Source organism: Qipengyuania sp. JB2-7 (assembly GCF_055693485.1).
This window is the reverse complement of the sequence record NZ_CM146335.1, coordinates 2,045,626-2,062,026: the sequence shown is the minus strand read 5'-3', so window position 1 is coordinate 2,062,026 and position 16,401 is coordinate 2,045,626. Positions and strand designations below refer to the sequence as shown.

Sequence of the window (16,401 nt, the reverse complement as noted above, 5' to 3'; positions counted from 1 at the left end):
TGGCACCATAATTCGATCCTTTACGTACCTATACGCATATTATTATTATGTTCATTGTGGAGGAAAATAAGAGGCTGAAAATAAATAATTTTTCCTTTTTGATGTTCTAGCTACAATATCGAAATTCGCTCTATTCTTACTAGCGCGAATATTCAGGACAGTTCCTAAGGGGTTCATCGTAAGGAGGAACCCCCGATGAACCCTGCTCATACCCTGCACGTTATTGAAAGTTCGACGAGAGCGCGCGCCGAACATGCGCGATTAGGCCTGGAAATTGGCCGGCATTGCGAAGTTTATAGTGATGTCAGCGAGTTTATGACGCGGCCCCCTCAACGCGGTATCGTGATTATCAGCGAGGATGAAGAACCGGGTCGTGCAGGGCACATTGTAAAGCTCCTTGCACGTTACGGTCGATGGCTGCCGGTGATCGCGACGAGCCAAGCACCAAAGGCTGCGAATATCGTAGCAGCGATTCACGATGGGGTGTTAGATTATCTGCCACTCCCTCTCAATTCCAAGCATCTGTTAAGGTCATTGGAGAAGGTGGAGAAAGAAGTCTCTGCTTATGGTGAGGTTCGCAAGCGCGTTATTGAGGCGCGCAAGCGTATCTCGAGGCTGACGACCCGTGAGCGCGAAGTGCTCGATTGGCTGGCACTGGGGCGGAGCAACAAGATGATTGCACGCGAGCTCGGTATAAGTCCGCGGACGGTGGAAATTCACCGCGCCAATATGATGGCGAAGATAGGGGCAAGCCACTCAGCACAGGCTGTACGGTTTTCGATTGAAGCAAAACTTACCTCACCTTCGGGCACGTTTATGGCACGCGATGTGGCGAGAGCGGTTATCAATCCAACTGAGAGTGCAGCACACATAAGTCCGCAGGAGCAGGGTAGCCCGACACCTACACAAGTCGTCGAGGAAACATTCGATCCGGCGCATATCATGATCGGCTAAGATCAGATTTCCCGAGGTCGTGAACATCCTTAGCGACAGAAGCGCCCATCGCCATGTTCAAGGTGGAAGTGATCCTCGTGCGCGCGGTTATAGTCCGGCCCCAATACTGTCCCAAAACGCTTGCATGCGCTCCGGTGAACGACTCTTAGAAATTCACGTTCGTTTGGATCAGATGAGTTCCAGTCGTTTTTGACGCTGACACGGCGCCCATCCTTCAGAACAAACGCGCCAACATCGATGGCCTCTGCGCGTGAATGTGCTGAGCGGCGCGCAGTGCCTGCGACATTGCGGCATGCATAGCTGCCCATGGTTTCGATCCGTTCAAGGCCGCTACCCAACATCTGTCGCGCGGCTCGATCGACGCCATAGCGGGTCCAAGCGGTAAAGGTTTGCGCCAATGGGCATGCAACTGGGCCGAGGTTCGAGAGCCCGAAATCGCTGTTGTCTCCGCGAAGTGCGCTAAGTCGGACTGTATTCCTAGTCGCGCAGCCATTGCCGAAATATCGATCAGGTAGCGGTGCATAGCGTGCCCCGCTATCGCCCAATCTTGTCAGGCACTGTCGGGCTTGTGGAGACAGCGAAGGTGCAGCTGTGGCAGCTGGTTGAGGTCTCTCGGCGGGATCTGATCGCGGAACTGTAGAACCGCAGGCGCTCAACCCGATCACGCTACACATCAATGTAAGCACGTTTCGCATACCGACTGCTATCCGCTCATCAGGATGAATCTGCCCCGAACCGATAGCGCAAACATGCGGCCTACTCTGGGGCTTCCATCTGTTGCCACAGCTCAATTTTGACGCCGTTGGGATCGAGCAACCAAGCAAACTTCCCATAGCCCTCGTCAACGCTGTCGAGAACATCGACGCCTTTCGCTTTGAGCTGATCAACAAAGGTATCTAGATCATTAACCCGCAAATTGATCATAAACCCGCCTTTGCCCGGTTTGATGTACTCATCGTCTTTGAAGTGACTGATGAGGGAATACGGCTTGTCCCCGGTCTCCTCCGACCAGTTGAGCTGTGGTCCGTATTCGCCATCAATGCCCAGGGTGTCACGATACCATGCGCGGGTCGCCTCGGGGTCAGCGGCAACGTAAAAAACGCCGCCAAGTCCCGTCACCTTGGCCTCAGATTTGCTCGACATACCTCAATCCTCCCGTGTTTCGCCTTATACAGCGGTCCCGCGCTCAGAGGAAGGGTGGGTCGTTTTCGTATGGATGTAGGCGTGGCATTGGGCCACCCAGCCACGCCTACTGCACCATCGTGCCTTGGTTGCGAAGTATCGTTCTGGCGCAACAAGCCTGCGATATCAGATTTTGTTATGCGGCAATCGAAGCGGATACCGGTTCTCAGTTTGTCGCTCCACACCACGATAGCGTTGCAAATCTCAAGCTTTCCAACCCGGACAGTCATGGGAGTTCCGGCAGGAAGGTCTGGCAAGCCGCGCACTTGCATGCCGCCAAGCGATATGTTCTCGATAGGGGCCGCATAGGACATGTCGCCGATCCAGCATTGTGCCATAAGCCGACATGGTACGCGCACCGAACGCTGTGGATATTTACGTTCAAACGGATCCACCTGCTCGACATTGGCGAGGCCAATCTTTCCTTCTTTGGACCAGATCACAATCGCCTTAACGCGCACCTCACTGTTCCAAAAATATGACACGCGATCATTTGGCTGAAAGGCCTTTGCATCCTCTTCAGCGTCCACAAACTCGATCATTGCACCGGAAACAGACTGGTTGCGGATCACGCCCAGCGAAACGGTGTCGCCACTAGAAACGCAGCATGGTCGATACGATAGCGTAGCTCGTTTGTCGCCACGACGTTCTGAATGCGGTATCTCTTCAACACCAATATTCAGGTTCTTACAAAACGCATCATATGTATTCACTGCCTGAAGCATGTCTTGGCTCCTAATGTCCCGCCGAGACACTTTTTGACAATGTTGAGGAACTAAAACAACGTTTTCACGGTTCCTGTAACGTTACACAAAACACTATCGCTGAAAACAAACGACAAATGTTCGTAGATTAGTATTTTGTTAAGAAAGGTTATCAGCGTATTAGTATTTTGAAAGGATTTGGAAAAGCGTGAAATGACGAATTTGGCTGCCTTTAACTTTGAAGCACAGCTGCGCATTGAGGTTGGCCGCATCCTCGATGATGTCATTTTCGCGCGTTCACCAAGTCAAGCCAAGCTGCTCAGCTACCTGCTTGAGAGCACTCTTGCGAGCGGGCCGCCGCCCACGCAATACGAGATTGCGGTAGATGCCCTTGGTCGCTCCGCGAATTATGACATCGCCAGCGACAGTTATCCCAGGGTCCAGATTTCTCGACTGAGGAAGAACCTCACAAATTATTATGAGCGCAATTTGCCCGCTTATGGGATGCGTGTTGCCCTGGATGCCGGTCTCTATGAATTGTCGCTTGAGCCGATTGAGGAGCTGGGCGGAGAAACTGAGGCCGATGGACCGGCGATGATTGAAATCCCGGCGGTTGTGGAGGCTGCCGCTGAACCTCAACCGCAGATGCTTGAACCCGTGGATGGCTCGCATGGAATGAGACGTGGCGGTGTGGCTAAACTGGCTGTGATGATGCTCGCGGCGCTGGCTCTGCTTTTGGCCGGTGGCTGGTTATTTTCCGAGCGCACGATGTCGCAATCGATCGTTTCTCAACCTGCCATTGACCGGCCATTGGTGAAGATCGTGGTGCGCGATGATGGCTTGCGCAGTGACACCGCACGGGTGGAGGCGGCAGTAGCCAGCGCCCAGCAGGTTGCTCGGCGTCAATTGCTGAACTCGTTCGTCTCTCGGCTGGATGTCAAAGAGATTTCCGAGGATGAACCTGACTATCTTCTGCAAATGAGTTTTCGGACGATTGAGGATGGCGAGGCATCAGTACTGGTGTCTCTTGTAGATAAGGAGAGCCGGGCACTTTTCACATCTACCAAGCCGCTGGATTTCGATAATCTGGACCCGTTCTTGACAAGGCTAGAGGGTAGCCTTGTTTATCTTACCGCGCCCACTGGCATTATTGCATCGGAGGAACTCGCAAAGGTATCCGACCCACAAGCGTCGCCATTTGCGTGCTTCCTGACGATCGAAAATCAACGCTCCAATGGCGAGGCAACGGGTCCTCTGGTCAATGCGTGTCTTGCAAAGTATCCCGAAAGCGATTTCTCACCGTTCTGGCTCGCAAGGCGCAGCTTTGAGGGATATCAGCGCCGTATCGCGTCGAGTGGCGAAGTTTCGCGTAGCGGTGCTGAGTGGAATGACCTTCAGGCGGCGTTGGATCAGGATCGTTTCAATGCATTTGCCGCATTTGTCGCAGCCAAAGTCGAACTGTCTCAGGGCGATTGCGGGGCAGCGCAAGCGTTCATACGCCGAGCCATGGGACGAGGCAGCTCGTACCCCGTGCTGGTCTCAGCGATGGAGGCTGAGGCGTCTGCCTGCAAAGTCAGTGACATCGCGGAATTGCGCTCGGTCGAGCGAATTCAGGAAATTTTCGCACAGAACCCCAATCCCGATCCGCTCTTGCATGTCTATTTGATGGTCGCAGCGATTGCTGCAGATGATCTGGAACTCGCGAAAAGAATTGGCAATCGCGGAAAGGTAGTTGATCCCAAGGGGCCGGTTGAGACCGCCGCGTCGCTACTCGGGCGGCAACTTGTCGACGGCGACCTGGTGCCGCAGGAACGGCGAGAGCTGAATGCTCTCATGCTCCGGTTCTTATGGAACAAGGAAACCCGCGATCTCGTGAAAGACCGCGTGATTGCCTGATCGACCGCTGGCTTGCAGCAAAGAATCTGAGGATCAATATCCCTGCGCCTGGCCGTCCTTACGCATTTCGGTTGCGCCGGTCAGCACGCCGGTTTCCGGGTCGCGGGCGATGGCCTGATAGCCACCGAACATGATTCCGTTCGACACCACGCGCACCGAGTGGCCCATGGCCCCAAGCGCCTCGATGGTCGCAGCGGGAATACCCGGTTCGACGTTGAGTGTGCCAAGTGGATCTTTTGACGGTCCTGCAAGTGCCTCGGTCGGCTGACGTCCGCCATCATGATTGATACGCGCTGCATCGCCCGCCTCCTGCACATTCATCCCATAATCGACGATGTTAATCAGGACCTGCACATGCCCTTGTGGCTGCATACCGCCGCCCATCAGGCCAAGCGTCATGAACGGCTTGCCATCCTTTTTAACGAAGGCGGGGATGATGGTGTGAAATGGTCGCTTGCCCGGTTCATACGCATTGGGGTGCGCGGGATCGAGACTGAACAGCTCGCCGCGATCCTGAAACATAAAGCCCAGACCATCCGGCGTTAGACCACCGCCCATGCCGCGATAGTTTGACTGGATCAGGCTGACCATCATTCCGTCCTTGTCGGCCACAGTCAGATAAGTGGTGTCGCCCGGACCCTCCAACTTTGGTTCTGGCGCAGGTTCACCGGGCGCGAACTCGGCTGTTGCCTTACTCGGATCAATCAGCGCGAACCGCTCCTTGCCGTACTCCTCGCTCAACAAATCCATGGGGAAGGGCGCGAATTCAATGTCTGCGTAAAACCGCGCGACATCGGCATAGGCGAGCCGCTTTGCCTCGGTGATGTAGTGAATGACTTCGGGGCTGCCACGCTCCCACTGCGACAAGTCGACGTTTTTGAGGATGTTGACCATTTGCAGCGCGGCGAAGCCTTGGCCATTTGGCGGCAACTCGCACAGCTCATAGCCATCCTTGTATTCAACGCAGGCGGGTTCAACCCAATCGCTGGTATGGCTGGCGAAATCCTCCAGCGTAAACGCGCTGCCCTGCCGCTGGAGGTAATCGACCATCACCTGCGCCAGTTCACCTTCATAGAAGGTTTCAGAGCCGTCGCGGGCAATCTTGGTCAGCGTCTCGGCCAGGTCAGGGTTCTTGAACATCTCGCCTGCTTTGGGCGCACCATTTGCAAACCAGGTGGCGCGTGCGTTGGAGAAATCAAAATCGTAGGTTTCCTGCCGCCTTTCGTAGGCGCGTAGCGAACGATCGAGATACATCCCGATGATCGGAGCAATAGGGTGGCCTTCCTCGGCATAACGGATGGTCGGTGTCAGGATCGTTTCCATCGGCACGCTGCCAAACCGATCATGCATTTCAAACCAGGCATCAACGGTGCCGGGAATGGTGACTGGCAAAGGACCTACGGGAGGGAGGGCGTCTGCGCCGTCAAGCTTCTCCAAAAGTTGCTCAAGCGTTTGCCCTTTCGGGCTGCGACCAGAGCCATTAATTCCGTACAGCTTGTCAGTCTTCGGATCATAAATGATCGCATAAAGGTCACCGCCAATCCCGTTACCGGTCGGCTCCATCAGGCCGAGTGCTGCATTTGCCGCTATTGCCGCGTCAACTGCATTTCCGCCGCCTTGCAGGATGTTCAAGGCGATCTGAGTAGCGATCGGATGCGCGGTGGCGGCCATACCGTTGCGGGCCATGACCGGGCTGCGCGACCACTTCGCCCCAACCGGACGACCGCCAGCGCCAATCTGTTCCTCGACTGGACGCATCTGCGGCTCATCAGCGTTCTGAGCTATAGCGGGGGTCGATACTCCGGCAAGCAGCATGGCTGCAGCAGCAATCAAACGCATATTATTCTCCTGCGACGGTTTCAGCGGGTTCAGCGTAAGTCATTCGGCTCACAACGACAATTGCGATCCATGCTGCGATAAAGCCCGGTACAATTTCGTAAAGGCCTTGGCCGCCCACAAAGTCGGCGTTGAGGCCTGCCGCGATCCACAGCGCGACGACCCCGGCTCCGGTGACCAGACCGGCTACTGCGGCAGCCCCCGTCATCTTGCCCCATGTCAGCGATAGGATAATCAGCGGCCCGAAAGCGGCTCCGAACCCGGCCCAGGCATTGGCAACCAGGCCCAGTACTTCGCTTTCAGGGTCGGCGGCTATGGCTATCGCAGCCAATGCCACCAGCGCGACGCAGGCGCGTCCGACATTCACTGCTTCGCGTTCAGAGCATTCCTTACGCAAGAACAGTCGGTAAAAATCCTCCGTGAGTGAGCTTGAGCTGACCAATAATTGCGAACTGATCGTGCTCATGATTGCTGCGAGCAATGCGGCAAACAGAAAGCCTGTTATGAGCGGGTGGAACAGCAGCTCGGATAACACGATGAAGATCGTCTCGGGATCGTCGACGGTGATAGCGTTCGCTTCTGCAAAGGCGCGACCGCAAATGCCAACGCCAATTGCACCGACCAGGGCAATGCCCATCCATGTTAACCCGATTTTTCGGGCGGTTTTGACCTCCTCCACGCTGCGGATCGCCATGAAACGCACGATGATATGTGGCTGACCGAAATAGCCAAGGCCCCAAGTCACCGCGCTGATGAAGCCGAGCAGCGTCAGCCCGCCGAACAGATCGAGTAGTCCGGGATCAATTTCGTTCAGCATGCCGGATACTGCGGCGAATTCGCCCAAGCCGCCAACATCCTTGCCACCCCAAATGACAACAAACGGCATTAGCACCAACGCCACCACCATGATGCAGCCTTGGACGAAGTCTGTGAGGCTTACGGCCAGAAATCCGCCGATCATGGTATATGCCAACACCACCACCGCTGTGATCCAGATTCCCAGCATGTAGTCGGACATTCCGGCATTGGGTAGCAGACCGGCAAACGCTGTCTCAAACAACTTTCCGCCACCGACCAGACCGGCGGTACGTGTAGACGGTGAAGAACGCGACGATAACAATCGCCGATATCACCCGTAGCGCGACAGCCTTGTCTGGAAAGCGGTTAGCGAGAAATTCTGGAATGGTCAGGGCGTTGCCGCGCGCCTCGGTCTGCTCGCGCAAACGCGGGGCCACCACAATCCAGTTGATCACTGCGCCAGCAAATAGACCGATGCCGATCCACGCCTCGACCAATCCGCTGGCATAGAGTGCGCCGGGAAGACCCAAAAGCAACCAACCTGACATATCCGATGCGCCCGCGCTGAGCGCAGCGACCGATGGTGGCAGGTTGCGCCCAGCAAGGAGGTAGCCCTCGCTAGTGTCGGTGGACTTTCGCCAGGCGAACAGCCCGATGGCGATCATCAGGATGAAATATAGGGCGAGCGTTACGAGAGTGCCTGTCTGCATCGCAGCGCAGCTAACAGGGCGGGGCGTCTTTGACCACTATCGTGATTTTGCCACCAGAGTCTGGGGCGCAACAGGGTTGGGGCACAAATTTCAGACAAGGGCGTTTCGACTGTGTACATCACAGAAAAACAAACAATTCAGGAGAAATAAGAATGGCCACTTCAAACCGCTTCGAAGACAAGACCGTGATTGTGACCGGCTCGTCGATGGGTATTGGAGAGGCCATCGCCAGGCGCTTTCATGATGAAGGTGCGAATGTCGTGCTCAATTCTCGCAAAGCTGAGGATTGCCAGAAAGTGGCCGATGCTCTTGGCAATACACGCGCGCTGGTGGTTCCGGGCGATGTCTCATCGTCAGCCTTCGCCACAGAGATTATGGACAAGACGGTCGACGCATTTGGCGGGATCGATGTGCTGGTTAACAATGCCGGGGTAGGGCGCAGCGGACGCATTGCGGACGCGGACGATGACTTGATTGACACGATCATCGACATCAATCTGAAGGGTCTGCTCTACATGAGCCGGGAAGCGATCCCGCATCTGCTTAAAAGTCGCGGAAACATAGTCAACATTTCAAGCGTTTCCGGGCTTGGCGGTGATTGGGGTTTGGGTGTCTACAACGCCAGCAAGGGTGGCGTTTGTAACCTGACGCGCGCGATGGCGCTGGAATTGGGTGGGCAGGGCGTACGCGTCAACTGCATCTGCCCATCAATGACCCGGTCGGACATGACCACCGGCGTTACTGAAAACCCTGGCGCGATGAAGATGCTTGCTAACCGCATGCCGCTTGGCCGTGCTGCAGAGCCAGATGAGATTGCCGGACCGACCCTGTTCCTCGCCAGCGATGATGCTGGGTTCGTGAACGGAGTCAATCTGCCAGTCGACGGAGGGGTGAACGCCAGCAACGGTCAGCCGAACTTCTTCGGCTGAGCCGCTGTTGATTTAGGCTGCACTTAGGCCGCGGCGTCTGCCCGGCGCTTCGCTTTCTTGCGCTCGTGCGGGCAAAGGAGTGTTTTGCGCAGGCGGATGCTTTGCGGTGTTACCTCGACCATTTCATCATCGTCGATGTAAGCGATCGCTTGCTCCAGCGTCATCACACGTGGTGGGGTCAGGCGGATTGAATCGTCCTTGCCGGTCGACCGAAAGTTGGTCAGCTGCTTGGATTTGAGCGGGTTGACCTCAAGATCTTCGGGCTTCGCATTCTCGCCAATGATGATCCCTTCATAAACCTTCGCGCCAGCGCCAACGAACAGCTCGCCGCGTTCTTCGAGTGCGAACAGGGCATAGCCAGTTGCTTCGCCGTCGGCGTTGGACAGCAAGACACCGTTCTGGCGGCCACCAACGGCGCCTTTGTAAGGTCCGTACTTTTCGAACAGACGGTTCATGATGCCGGTGCCGCGCGTGTCGGACAGGAATTCGCCATGGTATCCTATTAAGCCACGTGATGGCGCGGAAAAGGTTATGCGGGTCTTGCCGCTGCCTGATGGACGCATATCGACCAGTTCGGCTTTACGAATCTGCATCTTCTCAACGACGGTACCAGAGTGATCGTCATCAACGTCAATCACTACGGTTTCATATGGCTCCATACGTTCGCCATTTTCCTCGCGGAACAGCACGCGTGGGCGGCTGATACCCAGCTCAAAGCCTTCGCGGCGCATCGTCTCGATAAGAACGCCAAGCTGCAATTCACCACGGCCCGCGACTTCAAAACTGTCCTTGTCGTCGCTCTCTGTGATGCGGATAGCCACGTTCGTTTCCGCTTCACGCAGCAGACGATCGCGGATCATGCGGCTGGTGACCTTGTCACCCTCGCGGCCCGCAAGTGGGCTGTCATTGACTGAAAAGCGCATCGCCAGTGTCGGTGGATCGATAGGCTGCGCGGGGATTGCTTCTGCAACAGCGGGGTCAGCGATGGTGTTCGCCACCGTTGCTTTCTCAAGGCCTGCAAGCGCGATGATATCGCCAGCCTGCGCGCTCTCAACCGGCACACGGTCTAGGCCATCAAAGCTGAGGAGCTTTGTGGCGCGACCCGTTTCGATCACATTGCCGTCTGCATCGATAGCGCGGATCGGATCATTTACATTGATTGTGCCCGACTGCACGCGGCCAGTCAGCACGCGGCCCATAAAGTTATCGCGATCAAGCAGCGTCGCAAGGAAGCTGAACGGCCCATCGGCGTCGAGGCCAGGGGCGGGGACGTGATTGACGATCAGGTCAAATAGCGGCTCCAGGTTCCCCTCGCGCGCAGTCGCATCTTCGCTCGCATACCCATCGCGGCCACTGGCCCACAGCGATGGGAAGTCGAGCTGCTCGTCATTGGCATCCAGACTGAGGAACAATTCAAAACACTCGTCCAGCACTTCGTCGGGGCGCGCATCGCTACGGTCGATCTTGTTAACGACCACAATGGGTTTGAGGCCCAGCGCCAGCGCCTTGCCGGTCACAAACTTGGTTTGTGGCATTGGGCCTTCGGCAGCATCCACCAACAGGATCACACCATCTACCATACTCAAAATACGCTCGACCTCTGCGCCAAAGTCTGCGTGGCCTGGGGTGTCGACGATGTTGATGCGCGTCGTCTCGCTCGTGCCATCTTCTTTGGTATGCTCCCACTCAACGCTGGTGCATTTGGCAAGAATTGTGATGCCGCGTTCTTTTTCCAGATCGCCGCTGTCCATCGCGCGTTCCTCGACGCGCTGATTGTCGCGGAAAGTGCCGGATTGGCGAAAAAGCTGGTCGACCAAAGTGGTTTTGCCGTGGTCAACGTGAGCGATGATCGCGACATTACGGAGCGCGTGAGACATAGTGTAATAGTGCTTTCGAAGTGTAGAAGGAACGTCGCGTTCCTGTATCGAGCGCGCCTCTAACCGTTTTGCTGCGCTGCGGCAAGTTAAGTGAGCCACACCAAGGTTGTGGCGGAGATGCGAAGCAAGGCAAGCGTTCCCTAGGGGAAGGTGTTACCAGAAAAGCACAATCGGCGACTCGCGCAGAGGCGGGGATTCGCCAAACCTTGAGCAGATCTCGTTCTCCAAAGTAGGTCTTTAACCAATTGGGGTCAGCAGAACTCCAACGGAAACGAAAACTGGAGAGAGGATTTTCCATGCGATTTACCGCTAACGGTCGTTCATCAATCGTGCGCGCTTCCCTATTGGCGAGCGCAGCATCGCTTGCGGTGCCAAGCGTCGCTTATGCTCAGGATGCAGACGCAGATACTGAGTTCAGCGAAGACGATTTTGATACAGGCAACACGATCATCGTCACAGCGACGAAGCGTGAGCAAACGCTTCAAGAAACGCCAATCTCTGTTTCCGTGACTACTGGCGAGACACTGGAACAAGCGCAAATTCGCGACGTTCTCGATCTGCAAACAGTTACGCCATCGCTGCGCGTCAGCCAGCTGCAAACGTCATCAGCCTCAACATTTATCATTCGCGGTTTCGGCAATGGCGATAACAACTTCGGTATTGAGCCGTCAGTTGGCGTTTTCATTGACGGCGTGTTCCGCTCACGCTCAGCTGCCGCACTGTCCGATCTACCCAACGTTCAGCGGATCGAGGTTCTGAACGGACCGCAATCTACACTGTTCGGTAAGAACGCGTCTGCCGGTGTGATCTCGGTTATCACACGCGAACCACAGTTTGAATTCGGCGGCAGCGTCGAAGCTGTTTACGGCAATTTCAACACCGTCGTGCTGAAGGGCGATGTAACTGGCCCGATCAGCGACAGCATCGCGTTCTCACTCGATGGCAGCTATCAGCGCCGCGATGGTTATGCGACTATCGTCAACCTTGATGAAGAGCAGAACGATCGCAATCGTTGGTCAGCACGCGCTCAGTTGCTGATTGAGCCAACCCCTGACCTCAAAATCCGGGCAATCGGCGACTATTCGAAGATCGACGAGGTTTGCTGCCAGGTCACCACTCTGGTGGCCGGGCCAACTGCTGCGGGCATTGCGGTACCGTTGGTGGTCAACTCAGCACCGACCGCTTTGGCTACGAAGCGTTTCTGAATTTTGTACCCGAGAACACCGTCGACAATTATGGTGGTTCAGTTCAAGTTGACTGGAACACTGGCCCGATTTCTGTGACGTCTATTACGTCATATCGTGAGCTGGAAAACTTCTTCCTGTCGGACATCGACTACACCAGTGCTGATATCGCGACGGAAACGCGCGATCAGGCAGTAGAAACCTTCACTCAGGAAATCCGGATAGCGTCTGACTTTGATGGGCCGATCAACTTCCTGTTGGGTGGTTACTATTTCGATGAAAGCATTACGCAGGACAGCGCCATTCAAAACGGCAGCCAGATCCGCAATTTCTTTGAAATTCTGGCCGGTGCCGATCCAGTCGCTGTACTGACAAACCAACCAAGCCTGTTCAATGGGGTCGAGGCGGGTCTTGGGCTTCCGCAAGAGAGCATCTTCACGACGCCTCTTCTGACCCAAGAAACCTTTTCGATGGACAACACGTCCTATTCAATCTTCGGTACGGTTGATTTTGAGCCGATTGATGGCCTCGTCATCACTGGTGGGTTCAACTACACTGACGATTCAAAAGACTTCGCACTTGCGCAGCAGTCTTTTGATCCGCTGGGTCAGATCAATCTGGTCGACGCGTTTATTGTTGGCGGGATTGCACAGGCTCTGATGGTGGCCCCGGGTGATGTCGATGCGGCAACAATCGCGGCATTTGCGGTACGATCCGGCTACGGCCCCGATCTTTGCTGGTATCGCAGCTGCTGCTCAGGATCCTGCACAGAACCAACTGCTTGGCCTCCAGGCGTTCCAGTTCCAACCGCCATTCCTGACCATTCCAAACGCGGTTGAGCCTGGTGAGACGAATGACGACAAATTCACTTATTTGGTCCGCGCTGCGTATCAAGTGACGCCGGATATCAATGTCTACGCAAGCTATGCGACCGGCTTTAAAGCTAGTTCGGTCAATCTCTCGCGCGATAGCCGACCGTTGAATACAGACTTTACCGCGGGGCCCCTTGGCTCAACAATCCTCGCTCCATCATCACCGATTTTGGATGCAGGTCTTGCAGTGCCGAACCTTGTGACAGGATCGCGTTTTGCGGGTCCTGAAGAGGCAAAGGTTATCGAGCTCGGTATGAAAGCTCAGTTTGATGGCTTCGGCTTCAATCTGGCGGTGTTCGATCAGTCAATCGAAGGTTTCCAGAGCTTTGCCTTCACCGGCACTGGCTTTGCACTGCGTAATGCAGGTGAGCAGTCAGTGAAGGGTCTTGAGTTTGATGCGACGATTACGCCGACTGATGGCCTGGTATTCACCTTCGCTACGACGGTCCTTGATCCGATCTTTGATGATTTCCCAGGCAGCGTTCTGGGCGATCTTACCGGTGAACAGCCGGGTGGTATTCCAGAAATTACCATTGCGACCTCTGCGACATATACGCACGAGTTTGACAGTGGTGCTAGCCTGACCAGCCGGGTTGATTACAATCATGAAAGCAACACGCCGATCAACAACGGCCTGCCGACTTTTAATACCGCGCTAGGCAACACCGAGATCTTCCGTCGCGAGGTGAATCTGGTGAATGCATCGGTCACGTTGGCTCTAAACAACGGCCTAGAGATTGGCGCTTTTGCTCGTAACCTGCTGGATGATCAGTTCATCTCAACAGTGTTCGATGGCGTCGCGCAGTCGGGAACAGTGTCAGGCTATCCGAACGCACCACGCACTTATGGCGGTGTGGTACGGTTCAAGTTCTGATCTAATCGATCACATACTGACAATGGGAAGGGGGCTGCTTTCGGGCCCCCTTTTCTTTTTGCGACGGCCTAAAGCGCCCTGAGCGCTTGCGCTGGCTTCGCTCTCAGCAATGGCAGAGAGCCGCCAAGTGCGAAGCTGAACACCACCAAAAGTCCTACGCCAAGGACGGCCAGGACCTCCCCCAATTTGGCAGCCAATCAAATTCAAACATTTGCGTGACGACCAGCCATGCAAGACCGCTACCTAAAGCGAGCGCGACAATCGCAAGTGCAGTGGCTAGCAGCGCGTATTCAATTAGCTGCATCATCAAGACCTGGCGTCTATCAGCGCCAAGTACGCGCAAGACCACAGTGTCATAGGTCCGCGCGGCACGGGCGGCGGCTATCGCGCCCAAAAGGACGGCGAGGCCCGCGAGGACTGCAACACTGGCCGCAGCGAGTGTCGCCAGACCAACCTGCTCCAGGATCGTGCGGGCTTGTGCCAACACATTGCCGACCTCAATGACTGACGCTGATGGAAACTCGCGTACCAGACCCTGCAAGAGCGGCGCTGTCGGCGTCCCTTCGGCCAGATCGATTGTTGCCGCGAGATTATGCGGCGTGTCAGCCAGCGCGTTGGGGCTGAGCACGAAGACATAATTGAAGCCCATCGTTTCCCAATCGATCCGGCGCAGATTTGCAATACGCACAGTCTTTTCCACGCCCAACACACCGAAGGTCAGCATATCGCCGATCTCCAGCCCGGCGGCTTCGGCAAACTCTTCGTCGACAGAGACGGTTGGTTCGCCAGCATAATCCGCGCCCCACCAGTCGCCTTCGGTGATGACGTTGCCCGGAGGCACCTCATCGGCGTAAGTCAGCCCGCGCTCGCCGCGCAGCGCCCATGCGCCATCAGGTATCTCTTCCAACTCAGCGGTGATCTGCATGTCGCCTTCACTGCCGAACGCCAGCACCGAACCACGTAAGGCTGGCACGGTGCGGATGATCGCCTGGCTATCGACATCTTTTACCAGCGTATCGAACTGTTCAATTCCATCGCGCGGTATGTCGAGTACGAAATAGTCAGGAGCTTCATTGGGTACACGCTGCTGAATATTGCCATCCAGTGCCGACTGAATGGCCGCCAGCAGGACGAACGCGGCGAGGCCAAAGCCCAGCGCGGTCACGAGCGCACCGGTGGAGGCCCCCGGGCGGTGCAGGTTGGCCAGAGCGTTGCGAACAATCGGGTTGCTTGGGCTGCGCACGGAGGCCGCCGCCTTGCGTATCCCGGCGCCGATAAGGCCGAGCACGGCAAGTGTTGCTGCTGCGCCGGCAAGGAATGCACCGGAAAGCAGGGGCTGGCTGGCTGTCAGTAGCGCAAGCGCCACAATTGCGGCCAACCCCGCGCCAACGATCGCTAAGGCTTTGCGGTCTTGCGCTAACGGAGCGACGCGTGCCCGCATCAATGCCATTGCCGGGAAATGGCGCGCGCGCATCAATGGAGGGGCGGCAAATACCAAGGCCACCAGCAATCCGTAAGAGAGCGCAACCAGTAGCGATACCGGATCAACAACCACGCCGCCTTGTACCGGTAACAGCCCTTGCAGTGCGGCACCCAACAGAGGAGTAATAGCAACGCCGACAGCAAGGCCAGCCACGCTGCCAGCTAGCGCGGCGGCGCCAATCTGAAGCGCATAGATCTTCGCGATATCCTGACTTGTCGCGCCAAGTATCTTGAGCGTCGCAATCGCCTTGCGCCGCGCATCAAGGTAAGAGGTAACGCCGCCGCCAATACCGATCCCCGCGATGACCAGAGCGGCCAGTCCGACAAGCGTTAGAAACTCGCCCATACGGCTGACGAAACGATCTGCGCCGGGGGAGGCCCGGTCGCGCGTGCGGAAATCAAAGCCAACACTCGGGAACTGCTCTTCTATCGCATCGCGCACTTCTTGCGGATCTTGCGCGGGATTATCAAACGCGATCCGCGTCTTGCTTTCATACATTGAACCGGGCGCAATCAGGCCGGCGCGCTCGGGCGTATCCTGCGCGACAATTACCGTGGGACCGAGCTGAAATCCCTCGCTCAACTTATCGGGCTCAACCTCGATAATGCCGCCGACAATCAGTTCCAGCGTGCCGACCGAGATGGTGTCTCCCACATCAACGGCGAGACGATCCGCTGCGCCTTGATCTATCCAAGTTTCATCCGTGCCTGGCGCACCCACCGTACGACCATCTGTGAGTGTCAGTGCTCCATAAAGCGGGTATGCGTCATCGACTGCCTTAAGGCCAACTGGTGCCGCTTGTTCGCCCTTGCGTGCCATTGCCTGCAAGCGGTAACCAGCGGATAGCTTGCCATACTCGCCCAGCGCGCTGCGTTCTTCTTCGTTTAAGGGTCTCTGCCACAGCTCAACCTCCAGATCACCGCCGAGCAATTCCTGCCCTCGATTGGCGAGCTCTCGCTCAATCGCTGACGTCAGGGTGCCGATGGCGGCGAGCGCGCCGGTGCCGAGGAACAGGCAGATCAATAGCAGCCGCAGGCCGCGAAACCGTGTGTTGAGGTCGCGACGTGCAATCGTCCAAGCTTCGCCCCAGGTCATATCAGAA

Annotated in this window: 11 protein-coding genes and 2 pseudogenes; 6 read left to right on the top strand and 7 right to left on the bottom strand. The window is 56.2% G+C overall.

The features are described from left to right. Window positions 1-195 precede the first annotated feature (195 nt). Window positions 196-954 carry a response regulator transcription factor gene (locus ACZ1GM_RS10325; protein ID WP_472676380.1) on the top strand — a complete coding sequence of 253 codons (759 nt, stop codon included), beginning with the start codon at window positions 196-198 and terminating at the stop codon, window positions 952-954. Between the two features lie 29 nt (window positions 955-983). Here ACZ1GM_RS10325 and ACZ1GM_RS10320 read toward each other — a convergent pair whose 3' ends face one another. The 3 genes from ACZ1GM_RS10320 to ACZ1GM_RS10310 all read right to left on the bottom strand — a co-directional run bounded on the left by ACZ1GM_RS10320 (window position 984) and on the right by ACZ1GM_RS10310 (window position 2,861). Next, entirely contained in the window at window positions 984-1,628 is a 645-nt protein-coding gene (locus tag ACZ1GM_RS10320) for an extensin family protein (RefSeq protein ID WP_472678547.1), read from the bottom strand. A gap of 82 nt (window positions 1,629-1,710) precedes the next feature. Next, a complete protein-coding gene (locus ACZ1GM_RS10315; RefSeq protein WP_472676379.1) occupies window positions 1,711-2,097 on the bottom strand; it encodes a VOC family protein in 387 nt (128 codons plus the stop codon). Further along, window positions 2,070-2,861, bottom strand: coding sequence for a PilZ domain-containing protein (locus ACZ1GM_RS10310; RefSeq protein ID WP_472676378.1), 792 nt, complete (start codon window positions 2,859-2,861; stop codon window positions 2,070-2,072). Before ACZ1GM_RS10310 ends, ACZ1GM_RS10315 begins: the two co-directional genes overlap by 28 nt. A gap of 192 nt (window positions 2,862-3,053) precedes the next feature. On the opposite strand from ACZ1GM_RS10310, the gene ACZ1GM_RS10305 reads away from it, so the two are divergent. After that, on the top strand, window positions 3,054-4,736 hold the full coding sequence (locus tag ACZ1GM_RS10305) for a hypothetical protein (protein WP_472676377.1): 1,683 nt from the start codon (window positions 3,054-3,056) through the stop codon (window positions 4,734-4,736). A 33-nt stretch (window positions 4,737-4,769) separates the two neighbouring features. On the opposite strand, the gene ggt is transcribed toward ACZ1GM_RS10305, so the two are convergent. After that, window positions 4,770-6,575: a gamma-glutamyltransferase gene (ggt, locus tag ACZ1GM_RS10300; protein ID WP_472676376.1), complete on the bottom strand. Its 1,806-nt coding sequence runs from the start codon at window positions 6,573-6,575 to the stop codon at window positions 4,770-4,772. A gap of 1 nt (window position 6,576) precedes the next feature. Continuing rightward, window positions 6,577-8,080, bottom strand: a pseudogene (putP, locus tag ACZ1GM_RS10295) (sodium/proline symporter PutP). 152 nt (window positions 8,081-8,232) lie between these two features. On the opposite strand from putP, the gene budC reads away from it, so the two are divergent. Beyond that, on the top strand, window positions 8,233-9,009 hold the full coding sequence (gene budC, locus ACZ1GM_RS10290; protein WP_472676375.1) for a meso-2,3-butanediol dehydrogenase: 777 nt from the start codon (window positions 8,233-8,235) through the stop codon (window positions 9,007-9,009). A gap of 23 nt (window positions 9,010-9,032) precedes the next feature. Here budC and typA read toward each other — a convergent pair whose 3' ends face one another. Then, the gene (gene typA / locus ACZ1GM_RS10285; protein ID WP_472676374.1) at window positions 9,033-10,886 is read right to left on the bottom strand and encodes a translational GTPase TypA; all 1,854 of its coding nucleotides are present in this window, start codon (window positions 10,884-10,886) and stop codon (window positions 9,033-9,035) included. 296 nt (window positions 10,887-11,182) lie between these two features. On the opposite strand from typA, the gene ACZ1GM_RS10280 reads away from it, so the two are divergent. The 3 genes from ACZ1GM_RS10280 to ACZ1GM_RS10270 all read left to right on the top strand — a co-directional run bounded on the left by ACZ1GM_RS10280 (window position 11,183) and on the right by ACZ1GM_RS10270 (window position 13,816). Beyond that, entirely contained in the window at window positions 11,183-12,091 is a 909-nt protein-coding gene (locus ACZ1GM_RS10280; protein WP_472676373.1) for a TonB-dependent receptor, read from the top strand. 74 nt (window positions 12,092-12,165) lie between these two features. After that, on the top strand, window positions 12,166-12,909 hold the full coding sequence (locus ACZ1GM_RS10275; RefSeq protein WP_472676372.1) for a hypothetical protein: 744 nt from the start codon (window positions 12,166-12,168) through the stop codon (window positions 12,907-12,909). Then, a complete protein-coding gene (locus tag ACZ1GM_RS10270; protein ID WP_472678546.1) occupies window positions 12,800-13,816 on the top strand; it encodes a TonB-dependent receptor domain-containing protein in 1,017 nt (338 codons plus the stop codon). The genes ACZ1GM_RS10275 and ACZ1GM_RS10270 overlap by 110 nt, the downstream gene beginning before the upstream one ends. A gap of 68 nt (window positions 13,817-13,884) precedes the next feature. On the opposite strand, the pseudogene ACZ1GM_RS10265 reads toward ACZ1GM_RS10270, so the two are convergent. Then, a pseudogene (locus tag ACZ1GM_RS10265) lies at window positions 13,885-16,394 on the bottom strand (ABC transporter permease). Between the last annotated feature and the right edge of the window lie 7 nt (window positions 16,395-16,401).

Coding starts and splice junctions, on each gene's coding strand:
- ACZ1GM_RS10325 (WP_472676380.1), top strand. CDS start 196: ATGAACCCTGCTCATACCCTGCACGTTATTGAAAGTTCGACGAGAGCG.
- ACZ1GM_RS10320 (WP_472678547.1), bottom strand. CDS start 1,628: ATGTGTAGCGTGATCGGGTTGAGCGCCTGCGGTTCTACAGTTCCGCGA.
- ACZ1GM_RS10315 (WP_472676379.1), bottom strand. CDS start 2,097: ATGTCGAGCAAATCTGAGGCCAAGGTGACGGGACTTGGCGGCGTTTTT.
- ACZ1GM_RS10310 (WP_472676378.1), bottom strand. CDS start 2,861: ATGCTTCAGGCAGTGAATACATATGATGCGTTTTGTAAGAACCTGAAT.
- ACZ1GM_RS10305 (WP_472676377.1), top strand. CDS start 3,054: ATGACGAATTTGGCTGCCTTTAACTTTGAAGCACAGCTGCGCATTGAG.
- ggt (WP_472676376.1), bottom strand. CDS start 6,575: ATGCGTTTGATTGCTGCTGCAGCCATGCTGCTTGCCGGAGTATCGACC.
- budC (WP_472676375.1), top strand. CDS start 8,233: ATGGCCACTTCAAACCGCTTCGAAGACAAGACCGTGATTGTGACCGGC.
- typA (WP_472676374.1), bottom strand. CDS start 10,886: ATGTCTCACGCGCTCCGTAATGTCGCGATCATCGCTCACGTTGACCAC.
- ACZ1GM_RS10280 (WP_472676373.1), top strand. CDS start 11,183: ATGCGATTTACCGCTAACGGTCGTTCATCAATCGTGCGCGCTTCCCTA.